The 18,818-nt window shown below is 64.8% G+C and carries 16 protein-coding genes and 1 tRNA gene; 6 read left to right on the top strand and 11 right to left on the bottom strand.

Annotated elements, in window-relative coordinates:
* Positions 1-175 precede the first annotated feature (175 nt).
* Positions 176-505: a helix-turn-helix domain-containing protein gene (locus PMO31116_RS24485; RefSeq protein WP_150568411.1), complete on the top strand. Its 330-nt coding sequence runs from the start codon at positions 176-178 to the stop codon at positions 503-505.
* The gene (locus PMO31116_RS21150) at positions 394-1,413 is read left to right on the top strand and encodes a tyrosine-type recombinase/integrase (protein ID WP_425494816.1); all 1,020 of its coding nucleotides are present in this window, start codon (positions 394-396) and stop codon (positions 1,411-1,413) included. The genes PMO31116_RS24485 and PMO31116_RS21150 overlap by 112 nt, the downstream gene beginning before the upstream one ends.
* Positions 1,414-1,444: 31 nt before the next feature.
* Here the strand turns inward: PMO31116_RS21150 and PMO31116_RS21145 are convergent.
* The 5 genes from PMO31116_RS21145 to PMO31116_RS21125 form a co-directional block, all read right to left on the bottom strand.
* Positions 1,445-1,535: transfer RNA gene (locus tag PMO31116_RS21145), tRNA-Ser, on the bottom strand.
* Between the two features lie 103 nt (positions 1,536-1,638).
* Complete coding sequence (gene serS / locus PMO31116_RS21140; RefSeq protein WP_150568409.1) at positions 1,639-2,943, bottom strand: serine--tRNA ligase; 1,305 nt, start codon at positions 2,941-2,943, stop codon at positions 1,639-1,641.
* Positions 2,944-3,163: 220 nt separating this feature from the next.
* Positions 3,164-4,570 (bottom strand): replication-associated recombination protein A, encoded by a 1,407-nt coding sequence (locus PMO31116_RS21135; protein WP_150568408.1) that lies wholly within the window; start codon positions 4,568-4,570, stop codon positions 3,164-3,166.
* Between the two features lie 234 nt (positions 4,571-4,804).
* Positions 4,805-5,455 carry an outer membrane lipoprotein chaperone LolA gene (gene lolA / locus PMO31116_RS21130; protein WP_023597080.1) on the bottom strand — a complete coding sequence of 217 codons (651 nt, stop codon included), beginning with the start codon at positions 5,453-5,455 and terminating at the stop codon, positions 4,805-4,807.
* Positions 5,456-5,460: 5 nt separating this feature from the next.
* A complete protein-coding gene (locus PMO31116_RS21125) occupies positions 5,461-7,782 on the bottom strand; it encodes a DNA translocase FtsK (RefSeq protein WP_150568407.1) in 2,322 nt (773 codons plus the stop codon).
* Between the two features lie 287 nt (positions 7,783-8,069).
* On the opposite strand from PMO31116_RS21125, the gene trxB reads away from it, so the two are divergent.
* The 3 genes from trxB to PMO31116_RS21110 all read left to right on the top strand — a co-directional run bounded on the left by trxB (position 8,070) and on the right by PMO31116_RS21110 (position 10,555).
* Positions 8,070-9,026 carry a thioredoxin-disulfide reductase gene (trxB, locus tag PMO31116_RS21120; RefSeq protein ID WP_023597082.1) on the top strand — a complete coding sequence of 319 codons (957 nt, stop codon included), beginning with the start codon at positions 8,070-8,072 and terminating at the stop codon, positions 9,024-9,026.
* 170 nt (positions 9,027-9,196) lie between these two features.
* Positions 9,197-9,874, top strand: coding sequence for a Smr/MutS family protein (locus PMO31116_RS21115; protein WP_150568406.1), 678 nt, complete (start codon positions 9,197-9,199; stop codon positions 9,872-9,874).
* 60 nt (positions 9,875-9,934) lie between these two features.
* Positions 9,935-10,555, top strand: coding sequence for a trimeric intracellular cation channel family protein (locus PMO31116_RS21110; RefSeq protein WP_023873488.1), 621 nt, complete (start codon positions 9,935-9,937; stop codon positions 10,553-10,555).
* A gap of 197 nt (positions 10,556-10,752) precedes the next feature.
* Here the strand turns inward: PMO31116_RS21110 and PMO31116_RS21105 are convergent, their stop codons facing one another.
* From PMO31116_RS21105 to PMO31116_RS21085, 5 genes are all read right to left on the bottom strand, one after another.
* Positions 10,753-11,091, bottom strand: coding sequence for a P-II family nitrogen regulator (locus PMO31116_RS21105; protein ID WP_010805431.1), 339 nt, complete (start codon positions 11,089-11,091; stop codon positions 10,753-10,755).
* Positions 11,092-11,209: 118 nt separating this feature from the next.
* Positions 11,210-13,306 (bottom strand): NAD(+) synthase, encoded by a 2,097-nt coding sequence (locus PMO31116_RS21100; RefSeq protein WP_150568419.1) that lies wholly within the window; start codon positions 13,304-13,306, stop codon positions 11,210-11,212.
* A 298-nt stretch (positions 13,307-13,604) separates the two neighbouring features.
* On the bottom strand, positions 13,605-14,741 hold the full coding sequence (locus PMO31116_RS21095) for a GNAT family N-acetyltransferase (RefSeq protein WP_150568405.1): 1,137 nt from the start codon (positions 14,739-14,741) through the stop codon (positions 13,605-13,607).
* Between the two features lie 210 nt (positions 14,742-14,951).
* On the bottom strand, positions 14,952-15,479 hold the full coding sequence (gene ppa / locus PMO31116_RS21090; RefSeq protein ID WP_023597087.1) for an inorganic diphosphatase: 528 nt from the start codon (positions 15,477-15,479) through the stop codon (positions 14,952-14,954).
* A 102-nt stretch (positions 15,480-15,581) separates the two neighbouring features.
* Positions 15,582-16,766, bottom strand: coding sequence for an alpha-hydroxy acid oxidase (locus PMO31116_RS21085; protein ID WP_150568404.1), 1,185 nt, complete (start codon positions 16,764-16,766; stop codon positions 15,582-15,584).
* 150 nt (positions 16,767-16,916) lie between these two features.
* Between PMO31116_RS21085 and PMO31116_RS21080 the strand changes: the two genes are divergently transcribed.
* Positions 16,917-17,801, top strand: a complete 885-nt coding sequence (locus PMO31116_RS21080) for an IclR family transcriptional regulator (protein WP_150568403.1) — start codon at positions 16,917-16,919, stop codon at positions 17,799-17,801.
* Positions 17,802-17,844: 43 nt separating this feature from the next.
* On the opposite strand, the gene PMO31116_RS21075 is transcribed toward PMO31116_RS21080, so the two are convergent.
* The gene (locus tag PMO31116_RS21075; RefSeq protein ID WP_150568402.1) at positions 17,845-18,756 is read right to left on the bottom strand and encodes a dihydrodipicolinate synthase family protein; all 912 of its coding nucleotides are present in this window, start codon (positions 18,754-18,756) and stop codon (positions 17,845-17,847) included.
* Positions 18,757-18,818: the final 62 nt, after the last annotated feature.

Here is an 18,818-nt window from a genome sequence, read left to right as displayed (position 1 = left end):
CTCGATGGTGATGTCCCACAGGGTCGCACGCTCGCCGATCTCGATGTCGACGTTGCAACCGCGATACATGAAGTTGAGGGTCCACATGGTCTGAGCGGCTTCCGAGAGTGGCCGGGAACCCATGATAGTACGAACGAACTTCTGCGGGTCACCGCGAAGGAATGGAGGTTAGACGATGGGAGCGATAAGCATTCGTGAAGCCGCCGAACTGCTCGGCGTTTCCTACAGCACAGCATATGCACACCGGCAGGAACTTGGATTTTTCCGAGTCGGAGCCGCGTGGCGGATATGGCCCGAGCAACTGAAAAACATCCCGGCGTACAATGGCAACCGACCGGCGCCGGCGGAGAAGGAGAAACTATGCCCATCCGTAAGCGCGGAGACGTCTATTGGATTGACATCCGCTTACCAGGCGGAGAAAGACTTAGACGTTCTGCTGGCACGAGCGACCGAAAGGAAGCTCAGGAATACCACGACAAGGTCAAAGCCGAAGCGTGGCGAGTAACAAAGCTCGGGGAAAAGCCGTCCCGGACGTTCGCAGAAGCCGCCGTAAGGTATCTGACAGAACAGTCCGGGTCGAAGGACTACGAGAGTAAGGAACGGCACATTTTGCATTTTCGTGAGTCGTTCCGCGGCGAAGCTCTGGACAAGCTCACCCGTGACCGCATTATAGATGCACTGCCTCAGACGTACATGCGCGGCAAGACGGAGACAAAGACGAGCAACGCAACGAAGAACCGCTATCTTGCGACCATTCGGGCGATGCTCAACGATGCCGCAGGCCCGTGGGAGTGGATCAATCGAGCGCCGACATTGGAGGACCTTGTTGAGCCTTCAAAACGCATTCGTTGGATCGCGCCTGAGGAGGCACAAAAGCTGCTCAAAGCCATCAAAACCGACTGGCTGAGAGATGTTGCAACATTGGCCCTTTCCACTGGCTTGCGGCGCGGCAATATCTTCGGTCTGGAATGGTCGCAGGTTGACCTAGTGAGACGACGCGCTTGGATACATCCCGACCAAGCAAAGGCGGGTAAGCCGATTGGGGTTCCGTTGAACGACGAGGCCGTCGAAGTGATTCGCCGCCAGATCGGGAAGCACCAAACTCGTGTCTTTGTGAGGAATGGCGAACCGCTGGAGTATCTGGATAACGTCCAATGGAAAGGCGCATGCAAGCGTGCGGGGATCAGCGATTTCCGATTCCACGACCTTCGCCATACATGGGCAAGCTGGCACGTCCAGAACGGAACGCCATTGCAAACTCTGATGGAGATGGGGGGATGGGCGAGCTACGAGATGGTTCTGCGTTATGCCCACCTTGCGCCCGACCATCTGGCCGAGCATGCAAACTCGGTCACAATTTGGGCACAAGTGCCTCGGTGTTTTGAGGCACAGCAAAACAAAAAGGCCGGATAACCGGCCTTTGAGTCAAGCAGCATAAGGGGCTTGGCGGAGAGGGTGGGATTCGAACCCACGATACGGTATAACCGTATACCGGATTTCGAGTCCGGCGCATTCGACCACTCTGCCACCTCTCCAAGCATTCTTCCTGCTTTGGTTCGCTGCCTGAGTGGCCTCAAGCAGCGAGAAAGAGATTATAGCTGAATTTCTTTTTCTGCCAACCCCTTTTTGCGAATTTTTTTACTTCGCCGGCACGAGACGTTCGATGCCACCCATGTATAGGCGCAGCACGTCCGGCACCGTGATCGAACCATCGGCATTCTGGTAGTTCTCCAGCACCGCGACGAGCGCGCGCCCCACCGCCAGGCCCGAACCGTTCAGCGTGTGCACCAACTCCGGCTTGCCCTGCGCATTGCGGAATCGCGCCTGCATCCGGCGCGCCTGGAAGCTCTCCATGTTCGAACACGACGAGATCTCGCGATACGTGTTCTGTGCCGGAATCCACACCTCCATGTCGTACGTCTTCGCCGAACCGAAGCCCATGTCGCCCGTGCACAGCACGATCGTACGGAACGGCAGCTCCAACTTCTTCAGAATCGCCTCGGCATGCCCAACCAGCATCTCCAAGGTGTCATACGACTCCTCCGGACGCACCACATGCACCAGCTCGACCTTGTCGAACTGATGCTGGCGAATCATGCCGCGCGTGTCCTTCCCGTAGCTGCCCGCTTCCGAACGGAAGCACGGCGTGTGCGCCACCATGCGCATCGGCAGCGCATCATTGGCCAGCAGTTCGTCGCGCACCAGATTCGTCAGCGACACTTCCGCCGTCGGAATCAAATAGAAGTTCTCGATGCGCTCGCCCTCGTCGCCACCCACCTTGCGCGGCACCTTGAACAAGTCATCCTCGAACTTCGGCAATTGCCCCGTGCCACGCATCGACGCCGCATTCACGATGTAAGGCACATACGTTTCCGTATACCCATGCTCCGAAGTGTGCGTGTCGATCATGAACTGCGCGAGCGCCCGGTGCAGACGGGCAATGCCACCCTTCATCACCGAGAATCGTGCACCGGCGAGCTTCGCCGCCGCATCGAAATCCAACCCGAGCGCGGCACCGAGGTCAACGTGATCGCGCGGCGTGAAGTCGAATTGGCGCGGCGTGCCCCAGCGACGCACTTCCACGTTCTGCGACTCGTCCGAGCCGACCGGCACGCTTTCGTGCGGCAGGTTTGGCACGCCCAGCAACAGTTCCGACAGACGCGCCTGGATCTCTTCCAGCCGCTCCGACGACGCCTTGAGCTTGTCGGCAATGCCACCGACTTCAGCGATCTCGGCCGACGCGTCTTCGCCCTTGCCTTTCTTCATGCCGACCTGCTTCGAGAGCGCATTGCGGCGAGCCTGCAGCTCCTCGGTTTGCGTCTGAATCTGCTTGCGCTCCGCCTCGAGCGCAGCAAACGCCGCCACGTCCAGCGTATAGCCGCGCGCCTTGAGTCGCGCGGCTACGCCGTCGAGATCCTTGCGAAGAAGTTGAATGTCGAGCATGGTGGGTCGTCTGTCGTTAGCGGCCCACACTTGTGGGCCAAGATATTCGTGGTGGCCGCGCAAGCGCCTTCTCGGCACCGGTGGCGGCAAAGCGGAGATTTTACCAAACGCGCACAGCGATGACGCCATTTGGCCGATTCATTGTGATGCGCGGGATCAGACGGCACGCCGCATTGCGGGACGCCCTCTCGTCGCATGGACTCCGGGTCGCCGGTCGACCTCAGGCGGACTCGTCGTAGGCCCCCTCGTCCGACGGCGCCTTGCCAGAAGCCGCATGGTCCGGCGCGGACGCCTTCGCCGGCACGCCGGACGTCTTCGCCCTGGCATGCGTGCGCCGCCATTCGGCATCGAGCGACTTCAGCCAATTGAGCTTCTCGCCGATCTTGCCCTCGAGTCCGCGCGGCACCGGACGATACCACTGTTGCGCGCGCATATCGTCGGGAAAATAAGTCTCACCGGCAGCGTAACCATCGGGCTCGTCGTGCGCGTAACGATACTCGTGACCATAGCCGAGTTCCTTCATCAGCTTGGTCGGCGCATTGCGCAGATGGATCGGCACCGCGCGCGACTTGTCCTTGCCGACGAACGCCCGCGCCTGGTTGTAGGCGTTGTAACCGGCGTTGGACTTCGGCGCGGCCGCGAGATAGAGAATGGCCTGCGCGAGCGCAAGCTCCCCTTCGGGCGTCCCAAGGCGCTCGTATGTCTCTGCCGCGTCGAGCGCGATGCGCGCCGCGCGCGGATCGGCCAGGCCAATGTCCTCCCACGCCATGCGCACGATACGCCGCGCCAGATAACGCGGGTCGGCCCCGCCGTCGAGCATGCGGCAGAACCAGTACAGCGCGCCGTCCGGCGAGCTGCCGCGCACCGACTTGTGCAAGGCGCTGATCTGGTCGTAGAACGCATCGCCCCCCTTGTCGAAACGACGCAGATTCTCGGCAAGCACGCTGGCCAGCAACGTCTCGTCGATCGTCTCCAGCCCCTGCGACATTGCCGCCTGCGCGACGATCTCCACATTGTTGAGCAGCTTGCGACCGTCTCCATCGGCCGAGTCGATCAGGCCCTGACGTGCCTCGTCGGTAAAACCAATGTCGCCCAGCTCGCGCGCCGCCCGCGTGACCATCTCGCCGAGCTCTTCGTCGTTCAGACTCTTGAGCACATACACGGCCGCCCGCGAGAGCAATGCACCGTTCACTTCGAACGACGGATTCTCCGTGGTGGCGCCTACAAAGATGAACAGCCCCGATTCCACGTGTGGCAGGAATGCGTCCTGCTGTGCCTTGTTGAAGCGGTGCACCTCGTCGACGAACACGACCGTCTGCTTGCCCTGCGCCCGCTGGATCTGCGCTGCCTCGACGGCGTCGCGAATATCCTTCACCCCCGAGAGCACCGCCGATAGCGAAATGAAGTAGGCCTTGAAGGCGTCGGCCATCAGGCGCGCGAGCGTGGTCTTGCCGACGCCCGGCGGCCCCCACAGGATCATCGAGTGAGGGCGCCCCGCCTCGAATGCCACGCGCAACGGCTTGCCCTTGCCCAGCAGGTGGCGCTGGCCAATCACGTCGTCGATGGTATGGGGGCGCAGGCGCTCGGCCAGAGGTACCGAGGCCGACAGCGGGGCGTCGTGTGGCATGTTCTCAAGCGGCGCGGCCGGGGATGTCCCCGGCCGCATTCGGATAATCGGATATGGCCATTATGCCAGCCCCGCCACCGCGCCGCCCGCAAGCCCCGCGATATGCCGGCCGACGAAGGACCACCGGTCGGCGCCAATCCGCGCGCCGCCTCCCAAACATCCGCCGCGACTCAGGGACAGGCTCGGGTGCGCCCGGACACGCTCCGTGTGAACGCAGCCGCGCCCGGCACCGGCTCAACCCTTGATCAGGTCGGCCCCCTTGGGCATGGTGAACTTGAAGTGATCCGCAGGCATCGGCGGATTTTTCTGAATCTTGTCGAAGGTCAGCAGGGTCACGTTGCCGAACGCATCGTACAGTTCCATCGCGGCCAGATTGCCATCGCGAAACCCGATGCCAACGCGCTGGAACTGCGTGTCCTGAGCCTTTGGCTTGAGCTCGACCCAGTCGATGCCGTTCTTCACGCCGGCATCCTTGAGCGAAAAGCTTTTCTCGATGTCATTGCTGCCGAACAGAATGGCCGCCGGGCTGGCCCCCAGCGACGCGCCCAGCTTGCGCTCGGTCACCTGGTTCAGGTCCTTGTCGTAGATGTAGAGCGTCTCGCCGTCCGCCTGGAGCAGTTGCTCATACGGCTTCACGTAACGCCAGACGAAGCGCCCCGGGCGAGAAAACTCAAAGGTTCCCGAAGCCGCATTCGTCACTTTCATCGTGCCGTCCTGCTGCCCCTTGACCTGCTTCTGCTCGAACTCGCCTCGCGCCGACTTCACCTGCGCGGCAAACGCCTTGAGCTGCGCCGTGCCGCTTGCGAAAGCGGGAGCGACCCACGCCGCCAATGTCACGCCCACGGCACCGACCACGATCGGCAGGCCTCGTTTGAATCCCAGCATGTTTCTCATTCTCCTTCGCGATTCGGCACCAGGATTTCCCGATTGCCGTTGCTCGCCATCGCCGACACGACGCCGGACTGTTCCATCTGTTCGAGCAGGCGCGCCGCGCGGTTGTAGCCGATACGCAGATGCCGCTGCACCAGCGAGATCGACGCCCGGCGTTGCTTGAGCACCACGGCCACGGCCTGGTCGTACAGGGGATCGGACTCGCCGCCCCCCTCGCCGGTTCCGCCGCCCGCGCCGTCGACGCCGCCGTCCTCACCTTCCGCGGCGCCGTCAAGAATGCCCTCGACGTAGTTCGCCTCGCCCTGCTCCCTGAGCCGTTCGACCACGCGATGCACCTCGTCGTCGGCCACGAACGCGCCATGCACGCGCAGCGGCAAGCCGGTACCGGGCGGCATGTAGAGCATGTCGCCCATGCCCAGCAGCGTTTCGGCCCCCTGCTGGTCGAGAATGGTGCGCGAGTCGATCTTCGAGGACACCTGGAACGCCACGCGCGTCGGCACGTTCGCCTTGATCAACCCGGTGATCACGTCGACGGACGGTCGTTGCGTGGCCAGAATCAGGTGAATGCCCGCCGCCCGCGCCTTTTGCGCGATACGCGCGATCAACTCTTCGACCTTCTTGCCGACAACCATCATCAGGTCCGCCAGCTCGTCGATCACCACGACGATATACGGCAGACGCTGCAACGGCTCCGGCGCCTCCGGCGTGAGCGAGAAGGGATTGGGAATATGTTCTTCGCGCTTGGCAGCGTCGTCGATCTTGTTGTTGTACCCAGCCAGGTTGCGCACGCCGAGCTTACTCATGAGCTTGTAGCGACGCTCCATTTCCGCGACGACCCAGTTCAGCGCATGGCCGGCCTGGCGCATGTCGGTGACCACCGGGCACAACAGATGCTGGATGCCTTCGTACATGCTCATTTCGAGCATCTTCGGATCGATCAGGATCAGGCGCACCTGCTCGGCCGTCGCCTTGTACAGCAGCGACAGGATCATGGCGTTGATCCCCACCGACTTGCCGGAACCGGTGGTGCCGGCCACGAGCAGGTGAGGCATCTTGGCCAGATCGGCCACGACCGGCTTTCCGCCGATGTCCTTGCCGAGCGCCAGCGTCAGCAGCGACGACGAGTCGTTGTAGATCTCAGAACCCAGAATCTCCGTCAGACGCACCGTCTGGCGGCGCGGATTCGGCAGCTCCAGCCCCATGAAATTCTTGCCCGGAATGGTCTCCACCACGCGGATCGACACCAGCGAGAGCGAGCGCGCCAGATCCTTCGCGAGGTTCACGATCTGACTGCCCTTCACCCCCGTGGCCGGCTCGATCTCATAGCGCGTGATGACCGGTCCCGGATAGGCGGCCACGACGCTCACCTCCACGCCAAAGTCCTTGAGCTTCTTCTCGATCAGGCGCGAGGTGAACTCCAGGGTCTCGGCGGACACCGTCTCCTGTGCGGCCGGCGCGGCATCGAGCAGCGCGAGCGGCGGCAGGATCGAATCGGGCAGATCGGCAAACAACGGCGCCTGCTTCTCCTTCTCGACGCGCTCGCTCTTGGGCACGACCTTGACCGGCGGCACGATCTGCACCGGCTCATGCACTTCGGCGCGCACGCGGTTCTGCACGACGGCGCCTTCGCGCGCGATTGCCGCCTCCTCGCCCAACCGGCGATCCTGGCGCGCTTCGCGACGACGACGAATCACCGTACCCGTATCGAGAATCAGCGCGCCGAGCTTCTCGGCGGCGGACAGCCACGAGAAATGGAACAGCAACGACAGCCCGAAGGCGAAGATGAGCAGGAGTGCCAGCGTGCCGCCCGTGAAGCCGAGCGCGTGCTGGAAGAAGCCGCCGACAGTCTCGCCGATCACACCGCCCGATGCGCGCGGCAATTGGGCCTTGAGGCGATACAGGCGCAGCGATTCGATGCCGGCGCTCGAGAGCAGCACCATCAGGGAAGAGACGATTTCCACCCAACCGCCGCTTGCCAGCCGCTCACGCAGCGGCGGCGCCTCGCGCCGGGCGGAAATTCGCCGGTAGCCGGCGACGACGCGCCGGGCAATGAACACGACCAGCCAGTAGGCGGACAGGCCGAGGGTGAGCAGCAGCATGTCGGCCACCCACGCGCCCACGCGCCCCGCCCAGTTGGCGATGCGCTCCACGTGCGCCGCATGTGTCCAGCTGGGGTCCAGACGGCTGTACGAGAACAACGCCATCAACAGGAACACCATCAGCGCGACCTGCGCCATCCAGCGGATTTCATGGAAAAGGTGCGTCACCCGATTGGGCAACGACGATCCGGCACCAGCAGAGTAAGAAGATTTCGTCGTCATCAAGCCATGGGGTTGGGCGGGCAGACGGGCGGCCTGCCGCGCGGCAAGGCTCCATTGTAAACAACTATTACATTCGTTAATGCAGGAAAAGGTGACAAGCAGTAACGCCGGCACTTCCCGCAACATGCCGCCCCGGCTTCCGGCACTCGCAAGCGCCCGGTCCGGCGCTTCGCTATCGCCTCGATTGGAAGGCTCCATCAACGAAACGACGTCGGCCCTTTATAATGTGGGTTTGCGCCGGATCCGTTCCGGCGCCAGCCCCTACCCCCTTTCCGGTGAGTCCGTCCATGTCCGTCGCCAAGCACGCAAAAGTCCTGATTCTCGGTTCCGGCCCTGCCGGCTACAGCGCCGCCGTCTATGCCGCGCGCGCCAACCTCAACCCCGTGCTGATCACCGGGATCGCCCAGGGCGGCCAGTTGATGACCACCACGGACGTCGAGAACTGGCCCGGCGACCCGACCGGCGTGCAAGGCCCCGAACTCATGGCCCGCATGCAGGCCCACGCCGAGCACTTCAACACCGAGATGATCTTCGATCACATCCATACGGTGCACCTGAACGAGCGCCCGCTGCGCCTGATCGGCGACGCCGGCGAATACACCGCCGACGCCCTGATCATCGCCACCGGCGCGTCGGCCCAGTACCTGGGCCTGCCGTCCGAGGAAGCCTTCTCCGGCCGCGGCGTGTCCGCCTGCGCCACGTGCGACGGCTTCTTCTACAAGGGCAAGGAAGTTTGCGTGGTCGGCGGCGGCAACACGGCCGTGGAAGAAGCGCTGTACCTGGCCAACATTGCCAGCAAGGTGACCGTGATCCACCGTCGCGACAAATTCCGCGCCGAACCGATTCTGATCGACCGTCTGCTCGAGAAGGCCAAGCAGGGCGTGGTCGAACTGAAATACGACCACGTGCTCGACGAAGTGACCGGGGATGACTCCGGCGTCACCGGCGTGCGCATCAAGAACGTGAAGACCGGCGCGCACGAGGATATCGCGCTGCATGGCGTGTTCATCGCCATCGGCCACAAACCGAACACCGATATCTTCGAGGGTCAGCTCGAGATGAAGAACGGCTACATCGTCACGCACAGCGGCCTGAACGGCAACGCGACGGCGACCAGCGTGCCGGGCGTGTTCGCCGCCGGCGACGTGCAGGATCACGTCTACCGCCAGGCCATTACCAGCGCCGGCACGGGTTGCATGGCCGCGCTCGACGCCCAGCGCTACCTCGAGAACCTCGACCAGTAACGCATTCGCGCCGTGCTCCGGTGCCCTTGCCGTCCGCCGCTCACCGCTTCGTGCGTGGCGCGATGCGGCCATGGCGCCGTTGCCCGTGACGTCTTTGGTGCTTTGGGGCGACCGAATCCGACGGATCCGGCCGCCCGGCTTGATCCTCCCTCGTCCTTGTTCGCACGCCCATGAGCAAGAAGCCACCGAAACTCAGCCTCGGCGACCTCGCCGCCCTGCGCGATACGCTCGCGAAGGAGACGGCCGCGCGTGAGGCCGAACGCCTGGCCGCCGCCCAGCGCGCCGCCCAGGCCCGGCGCGACGCCAATGTCTTCCGCGACAGCATCGGCGACATCGCACCGCTTGCCGCCAGGGGTGCCGTCGATCGCGTCGAGCACCCGCGCCAACGGCCCGAGCCCGTCGCCCGCCAGACACAGGAAGACGAAGCGGCGGTGCTTTTCGAATCGCTGTCCGACGAGTTCGATCCCGAAGCGCTGCTCGACACCGACGACCGTCTGTCTTACCGCCGCCCCGGCATCAGTCAGGACACGGTGCTCAAGCTCCAGCGCGGCGAATGGGTCGTGCAAGCGCAGATCGACCTGCATGGCATGCGCCGCGACGAAGCGCGCGAGGCGCTGTCCGCGTTTCTGCACGACGCCGTCAAGCGCGGCCTGCGCTGCGTGCGCGTGATTCACGGCAAGGGGCTGGGGTCGGTCAATCGCGAACCGGTGCTCAAGGACAAGGTGCGAGGCTGGCTCGCACAGAAGAATGAAGTGCTCGCGTGGGCGCAGGCGCAAGGACGCGACGGCGGCGGCGGTGCGCTGGTAGTATTGCTCCAGGCTGCGCAGACGAGGGCGCCCCGCGGGTAAGCGAACGCACTCCCGCCGATCACGACGTATCACTCTCGGGATTCGCCGATGATTCAAGAGATGAGCGCCCAACTGCATACGATTCTGGCCGTGATGGAGGCCATTGCCGTATTCTCGTGCGCGATCTCGGGGTTCGCCGAAGCCCGCAAGCAGCACCTCGATCCGGTCGGCGCGTTCGTGCTGGCCTTCGCCACGGCATTCGGCGGCGGCACGCTGCGCGACGTGCTGCTCGACCACCGCCCGTTCTACTGGGTGCAGCACCAGTGGTACACGGTCATCATTCTGGTGCTCTCGCTCTCGACATCCGGCGTCATGAAGCTCGTCTCGCGCGTGGCGACCGAGCGTGTGCTGCTGATTACCGACGCCATCGGCCTGGGCTTCTTCAGCGCATCCGGCACGTCGCTCGCGCTGCAGACCGACATGTCGGCACTGATGTCCGTGATGATGGGGGTCATTACCGGCGTGGGCGGCGGCGTGATTCGCGACATCCTCTGCAACGAGGTGCCGCTGGTTTTGCGCGACACGCGCCCTTACGCGATATGCGCCTTCGTCGGCGGCTGGATCTACATCGCGCTCACATACGTCGATCTCGACCCGCTCTACACCTTGTCGATCAGTGCGCTCTCGGTGATCTTCGTGCGCCTGATCACCGTCGCGTTCGATGTCCGGCTCAAATCCTGAGCGCACCGGTTTCGATCCCGCCTTTATCGCACATTCCATGCGCTTCCAGCGCGCGTCCAGCGCAATAAGAACCGATTAGGCGCCATCAAACGTCGAAGGGCGACGCCGCCATCGCGGTCGTCGCCCTTCCGATTTCCGATGCCTGCCGGCGCACCGTGGCCGATGCGAGCGTGGCGACGCGTGTCGCGCCGCTCGCCTCAGACGGCTTGCTCGCCCTCTTCGCCCGTGCGGATGCGGATCACGCGCTCCACGTCGGTCACGAAAATCTTGCCGTCGCCGATCTTGCCGGTTCGCGCGGCGCCCAGAACGGCGTCGATGACCTGCTCCGCCTGCGCGGCGCTCACCACGACCTCGATCTTGATCTTCGGCAGGAAGTCGACCACATACTCCGCACCGCGATACAGCTCGGTGTGGCCCTTCTGACGGCCGAAGCCCTTCACTTCCGTGACGGTCAGGCCGGTCACGCCGACTTCGGCCAGCGCCTCACGAACTTCGTCGAGCTTAAAGGGTTTGATGATGGCAGTTACGCGTTTCATTGTCGCCTCGATATCCTGGTTGTCTTGGTTGTCTGGGTTGGAGGGGTCTGAGCCTTCACCGGGCTATTGTACCGGGCCGGGAGGGCGTGCCGATGACGGTGCACCCACGGTCGCGGTGTCAGGCATGCGGATCGTCCGGCACCGTGTCGAGATCCGCGAGCCACACCACCGACTCCGAGTCGCTCGGCGCTCGCCAGTCGCCGCGCGGCGAGAGCGAGCCGCCGGTGCCGACCTTCGGAGCGTTGGGGATGCATGACCGCTTGAACTGGCTGGTGCGGAAGAACCGGTCGAGGAAGATGCGCAGGTTGCGCTTGATCGCGACCAGGTCGTAGGCGTGTCGCGCGACGTGTCCCTCGTCCGGCCAGCGTCCGAGTGCAGCGTCGTGCCATGCGCTCCACGACAGGAACGCCACCTTGCGCGGGGCATAGCCGAAGCGCAGCGTGTAGTACAGATTGAAGTCCTGCAGCTCGTACGGCCCGATGAAGTGCTCGGTGCGCTGCTCGGGCGCCCCGTTGGCCTTGCCGGGCACCAGTTCCGGGCTGATTTCCGTCTCGAGAATATCGATGAGCACGTTGCGCTGCGGCGCGCCCTTCGGCGACTTCGCCTGCGAAGCCGACGCGGCGCCGCCCAATTGTCCCGTTTCCGCGACCCATCGCACGAGATGCATGATGAGGGTCTTCGGCACGCTGGCATTCACGTTGTAGTGCGACATGTGGTCGCCTACGCCATAGGTGCACCAGCCCAACGCCAGCTCACTCAGGTCACCGGTGCCGATCACGATGGCGCCCTGATGGTTTGCCAGCCGGAACAGGTGATTGGTGCGCTCGCCCGCCTGCACGTTCTCGAAGGTCACATCGTAGACCGCTTCGCCGCGGGCGAACGGATGGTCGAGGTCCTTGAGCATCTGCATGCAGCTCGGGCGAATATCGATCTCGCGCGCCGTGCACCCGACCGCCTCCATCAGCTCGCGCGCCTGACGCAGCGTGCGCTCGCTCGTGGCGAAGCCTGGCATGGTGTACGCCAGGATGTTCGTGCGCGGCAGGCCAAGACGGTCCATGACCTTCGCGCACACAAGCAAGGCGTGTGTCGAGTCGAGCCCGCCGGACACTCCGATGACGACCTTCTGAATTTTCGACGACGCCAGACGCTGCATCAGCGCCTGGACCTGAATGTTGTAGACCTCGTGGCAGCGCTCGTCGCGACGCTGCGCATCGGACGGCACGTACGGGAAGCGCGCGACCGCCCGCGCGAGCGGCAGTTCGGCGTCGCGCGGGATCGCGAGATCCACCTCGACAGTGCGAAACCGCGCCACTTCGTCGGCATGACGACGCACCGACACACCGAACGTCGTCTGGTGCATCCGTTCGCGCGCGAGCCGCTCCAGATCGACGTCCGCGAAAATCAGATGCGACTCGCTCGCGAAACGGTCCGATTCCGCGAGCATGTCGCCATTCTCGTAAATCAACGCCTGGCCATCCCAGGCCAGATCGGTACTCGACTCCCCCTGTCCGGCCGAGGTGTAGAGATACGCCGCGAGACACCGCGCCGATTGCTGCCCCACCAGTTGATGGCGATAGGCCGACTTGCCCACGACGACATTCGATGCCGACAGGTTGACGAGCACCGTGGCACCCGCGAGCGCCGCGAACGACGACGGCGGCACCGGTACCCACACGTCCTCGCAGATCTCGCAGTGAAAGCGCAGCATCGGCTGGTCGGCGGCTTCGAAAATGAGCGATCCGAACGGCACGGCGTTCCCAAGCAGCGTAACCGTGTCGACGCCGGCGTCGTCCGCCGCGTTGAACTGGCGCGCTTCGTAGAACTCGCTGTAGTTTGGCAGGTAAGTCTTCGGCACGACCCCGTGAATCCGGCCACGCGCCACGACCACGGCGCAATTGAACAGGCGCTGCTGCACGCGCACCGGCATGCCGACAATGAGCGCCGCCCCAAGCTCGCGACTCGCCGAAACGATCTCCGCGAGCGCGGCGTCGCAGGCATCGAGCAACGCGCGCTGCTGGAACAGGTCTTCGCAGCTGTATGCGGGAATCCCCAGTTCGGGGAATGCCACGAGCACCGCGCCGGCGGCGTCGGCCTGCCTGGCAAGTGCAATGGTCTGCGCGGCGTTGTAGGCGGGGTCGGCAACGCGGCATTGCGGCACGCCAACGGCCACGCGTGCGAAATCGTGATTGTAAAGATTGAGGAATCGGTTGGTCATGTCGGCGGCTACCAGGCATCGCCCGTGTGCCAGCCCGTCGGCAAGCGGAGCGGCCATGCGTGGCGCGCCCGCCCGACGCGAGTGGCGGACGTGAGAATCGCCAGTATATTACGCGAGGCCCCGATTTGCCGGGCCCCACGCCGCTTCAGCGCCCTCGTTCGCCCTGCGCCCGCGGTCCGGCCATGCATCGTCGCCACGCTATCCCGCTATCCCGCTATCCCGCTGCCCCGCTTGCACGCGGACGCAACACCGCCACACATCCCGTCGCCTACGGTGGCGTCGTCATGGGCGGCATGCGTCACGGCGTATGCCGCTTGAACGGCGTATGCGCCTCGAGCTCGCCGATGTGCTCATCCATCGCCGTCGTCTCCGCGTCGAGAAATTCGGCGATGGCATCGGCAAAACGTGTGTCCGCAATCCAGTGCGCCGACCAGGTGGGCGTGGGAAGCAACCCGCGCGCCATCTTGTGCACCCCCTGCGCGCCGCCCTCGAAACTGCGCAATCCATGGGCAATGCAGTATTCGATGCCCTGAGCGTAGCACGTCTCGAAATGCATGCCGGAGACGAAGTCCGTGGCGCCCCAGTAACGGCCGTACATCGTGTCGCCGCCGATCACGTTCAGCGCACAGGCGAGCGGTCGGCCGTCGCGCTCGGCCATCACGAGCATCAGCACGTCGGGCAGCGCCGCGTGCACCTGACCGAAGAAGCCACGGCTCAGATACGGCGCATTCCAGTGCTCGCGATAGGTGTTCTCATAGCACCGATAGAAGAAGTCGAGCGCCGCGTCGTCGATGTCGGCGCCGCGCAGCCATCGATACGTCACGCCCGCGTCGCGCACGCGGCGTCGATCCTGCCGGAGCTTCTTGCGCTTTTCCTGGTTCATCTGCCCGAGGAAATCGTCGAACGTGGCGAACCCCGGATTCTCCCAATGGAACTGCACGCCTTCGCGAAGCATGTAGCCCGCTTCGGTCAGCGCCGCCAGATCGTCGTCGTGCGCGAACAGCACGTGGATCGATGACAACTCGACCTGTTTCGCGAAAGCGATCGCGCCGCGTGCGAGCGCCACGCGTTCGGCATGCGTGCGCGCGAGCAGGCGCGGTCCGGTGACTGGCGAGAACGGCACCGCGCACAGCAGCTTCGGGTAGTAGTCCAGGCCGTGGCGGGCAAACGCGTCGGCCCAGGCGTGATCGAAAACGTACTCGCCGCGCGAGTGCGATTTGACATACAGCGGCATCGCCCCGACAAGGCGCTCGCCCGCATGCATGAGCAGATAGGCGGGCTGCCAGCCGGTGCGCTTGGCCGCGCAGCCGCTCGTGTGCATGGCGTTCAGGAAGGCGTGCTGCACGAATGGATTGCCGCCGGCGAGCGCGTTCCACGCGTCGGCCGATACGTCTTCGATCGAATGCACCACACGAATGACCACGTCGCTGCTCACCGCTTCCCCCTCGTCTGCCTGCCTGTGTGTCGACCGCGACACCCCCTGTGCCGGCCCGGCCCGCGCCAATCGCGCGCCGACACCGGATCGCCAGCCATTGTCGCCGAACTCGGCGCCGCTTTCAGACGGGCAACAAAAAACCCGGCATGACGCCGGGTTTTTCGGATGTCGGAAGGCGGCGCCGGGCGCCACCCGCGCGAGCCATGACGCTCACTTCTTCGCGTTGGCCACGCCGTCGACGATTTCCTTGTGAGCGGCCTCGATGCCTTCCCAGCCTTCGACCTTGACCCACTTGCCCTTCTCGAGCGCCTTGTAGTTCTCGAAGAAGTGCTTGATCTGGTCCTTGAGGTAGCCCGGCACGTCGTCGATCGACTTCATGTGCGCCGTCATCGGGCAGATCTTGTCGACCGGCACGACGACCAGCTTGGCGTCCACGCCCGATTCGTCGGTCATGTTGAGCATGCCCAGCGCGCGGCAACGCACGATGGAGCCGGCCAGCAGCGGGAACGGCGTGACGACCAGCGCGTCGACGGGGTCGCCGTCGCCCGCGAGCGTTTGCGGAATGAAGCCGTAATTGGCCGGGTAGCGCATGCCCGTGCCGATGAAGCGGTCAACGACCAGCAGGCCCAGATCCTTGTCGGCTTCGTACTTCACCGGGTCGCTTTGCGCCGGGATTTCGATGATGACGTTGAAATCGTTGGGGATGTCCTTGCCGGCAGGCACGTGGTTGAAGCTCATGATGGCATTCCTGTGTATGAAAATGGGCGTGCCGCCGCGCGGCGCATTCCCCCGCCGACCGGCCGGGTATCGCGCCGCCCGACGGCAATCGGGCGCGGAACATTATAGCGGGTTTGCCCGCCCCCCCTGTAGCGCCGGCAGTCTGGCCAGCCGTGCCGGCGTCAGGTCGTCCACGCCGGCGCAGCCCAACAATTGCATCGTCGTGCGCAACTCGTCGAGCAGCAGCGCCAGCACCCCGGCGGCCCCCGCCGCGCCGCATGCGGCGACACCGTATAACGGCGCACGGCCGAGCAGCACGCCCTTGGCGCCGAGCGCCACGGCCTTGGCCACGTCGGCCCCGCGCCGCACGCCGCCGTCGACGAATACCGCCATGCCCGGGCCGCTCGCGCTCACCGCCGCCACGATCGGCTCCAGTGCCTCGAGCGGCGCCAGCGTGCTGCCCAGTTGCCGGCCGCCATGGTTCGAGACCACGATGCCGTCGGCACCGTGCGCCTGCGCCTGACGGGCGTCATCCACCGTCTGAATGCCCTTGACGAGCACCTCGCCCGGCCAATGACGCCGCACCCAGGCCAGGTCGTCCCAACCGAGCGACAGGTCCATCTGACGGCTCAACATGGCCGCATGGCGCGCCAGGTCGGCCCGCTCGCCCACACTCTTCGCGATATTGCGCAGTTGCGGCGCCCCGTGGGCCAGCATCTGCCAGCTCCAGTGCGGATGCCGCAGGCAATCTGCCATCAGCCGAGGCGTGACGCGTAGCGGTAGCTTGAAACCGTTGCGCACGTCGTGATCGCGCTTGCCGTGCACCGGCGTATCCACGGTGAGCAGCAGCGTGCGAAAACCCGCCTCGCGTGCGCGGCGCATCATGCTCTCGGCGATGCGGCGATCCTGCTGGACGTACAACTGAAGCCACAGTTGCGCGTCGGGAGCCGCCGCGCGCACGTCTTCGAGCAACGAGGTCGACGCGGTCGACAACACGAACGGCAATCCGGCATCGGCCGCCGCCCGGGCAAGCAACTCGTCCGCGCGCGGCCAGAACAGACCGTTCAGGCCGGTAGGCCCCACCGCCATCGGCGCACTGGCCGCGCGGCCCCAGAACGTGGTCGCCGCCGAACATTGCGACGTATCCGTCATGACGCGCGGCAAAAACCCCCACTGCCCGAACGCATCCCGATTGCGTCGCAAGGCGTCGCCGTCTTCGGCACCGCCCTCCAGATAATCGAACGCCAGCTTCGTCAACCGCCGCCGCGCCGCCCGCCGGTAATCCTCCACGCAGGAAAATGCCCGCATCGCTTCCCCCCAATTCCTTGTCGCCCTGGTGTCTCGCAGCGGTGCATCGTGCATGGCAATGCACTGCCGGTACGGGACAAATCGTTAGTCGCTCACAAACAATTGCATTACAATCACTATCGTTACTATCCGAACATACCGGTACCTGCCATGCCGCGCACGACCGCCCGGTCCACCCGGTCACCCCGCCGCACCGAAGACACCTCCGCTGCCTCCTCGACCCCGCCCACCGGGACGGCGGGTAGCGGCAAATCGACGTCGCGTTCGTCCCTGTTCGTGGGGTCGACGGAAAAAACCTTTCAGGTGCTGCACGCCTTCGACGGCCCGGCGCGCTACATGACGCTGGGCGACATCGCCAAAGCCGCCGGGCTCGATCGCAGCGCCACGCAGCGGCTCGTGCACACGCTCGAAGTGCTCGGCTATCTCTTTCGCGTGCCGGAAACCCGCACTTACGGGCTAACCACGAAAGTGCTCCAGTTCTCGTTCAACTACATCCGCGCGAACGATCTCGTGGAGAAGGCGGCGCCGTATCTGCTCGACATCTTCCGGCGTGTCGGCGAGACCACCAACCTCCAGGAGCTCGACGGCCACGAGATCGTGTACATCGCGCGTTTTCCGGGCCAGCACCTCGTGAATATCGGCATCGTGGTCGGCGCACGGCTGCCGGCCATGTTCACGGCGTCGGGCATTGCGATGCTCTCGCGACTGCCCGAGGCGCGCGTGCGGGAAATCCTGGCGCAAACGCCGCTCGAACCGATGACGCCGTACACGGTCATCGACGAGAAGAAACTTCTCGAGCGTATCCAGACAGCCGCTCGCCGGGGCTATGCCATCGTCGAGAGCGAAACGGTGATGGGCGACATTTCGGTCGCCGCGCCGATTACCGATCATGACGGACAGGCCGTCGCGGCCATCAACATCTCGGTGCCCACCTCGCGCTGGACCCGCGAACGCGTGGAAGCCGAACTCGCGCCTCACGTTCAGGTGGCGGCGACGTCCATCTCCAAATCGCGCCTGTCGACATTCCGCCGGTAAGCCGCCGTCCGGCGTCCGGGCGCACCCGGACACCGGCCAAGCCTCACCGGCCTTCGAAAATCGCCAGCTGACGCGTGAGTTCGGCACGCAGCTCGCTCGAGAGCGCTGCGGCGGGCGGCACGAGCGGCGCGAGCATCGCCGGCGCATTCACCCCGATCAGATCCATCACCGACTTCATCGGCCCCGGGTTCGTTTCGGCGAACGCCAGGTTCATGAGCGGAATGAGCGAGCGATGCACCGTCAGGGCCTCGGCCGTCTTGCCCTCGGCCGCGAGTGCGAAGATCCGCTGCCATGCCGTGGGCAGCAGCGACGCAGTGACCAAAATACCGCCACGCGCTCCCGCCGCCACGTGCAGCGGGAACAGCGTGTCTTCGCCGCTGAGCACCGCAAACGACGCGTCCACGCCCGCCACCGTGCGCAGGAAATGCCACATGTCGGTGTTGCAGGCCTTCATGCCCACGATGTTTTCGTGGCGCGAGAGCTCGTGCAGCACTTCCGGCGCGATCGCGATGCGGGTGCGATACGGAATTTCGTAGATAAGGATCGGCAGCGGCGATTCGTCGGCGTATCGCAGGAAGTAGTCGCGAATGCCGGCTTGCGTGGGATTCGTGTAGTAAGGCGTGAGCACGAGCAATCCGTCGGCGCCCGCGGCCGCGAAATCGCGTCCGGCGCCGATGGCGTCGTGATAGCCCGGGTCGAGCACGCCGGCGATCACCGGCACGTCGCGGCCGTGGGCCTTGACTTCCTGCACGGTGATTTCCGCCATGCGCACGCGCTCGGCGCGCGAGAGCGCACCGTATTCGCCGGTGCCGCCGAGCGGCACCACGCCGTCGATGCCTTGCTTGAGCAGATAGCGCAGCAATGCACGCGCGGCGTCGGAATGAATGGTGTCGTCGGCGTTCACCGGTGTGGGAATGGCCGGCAGAATGCCCTTGAGTTGTTCGGAGCGAAGCATGAGTTAAACGTCCGTGGTTCGAGAGTACGGGAAAGTCCGGGCGGCGCGCGCGGCGCCCCGCG

It is taken from the genome of Pandoraea morbifera, assembly GCF_902459575.1.
Taxonomy (GTDB): Bacteria; Pseudomonadota; Gammaproteobacteria; order Burkholderiales; family Burkholderiaceae; genus Pandoraea; species Pandoraea morbifera.
The sequence above is the reverse complement of the archived record's forward strand: the minus strand, read 5'-3'. Positions and strand labels throughout refer to the sequence as shown.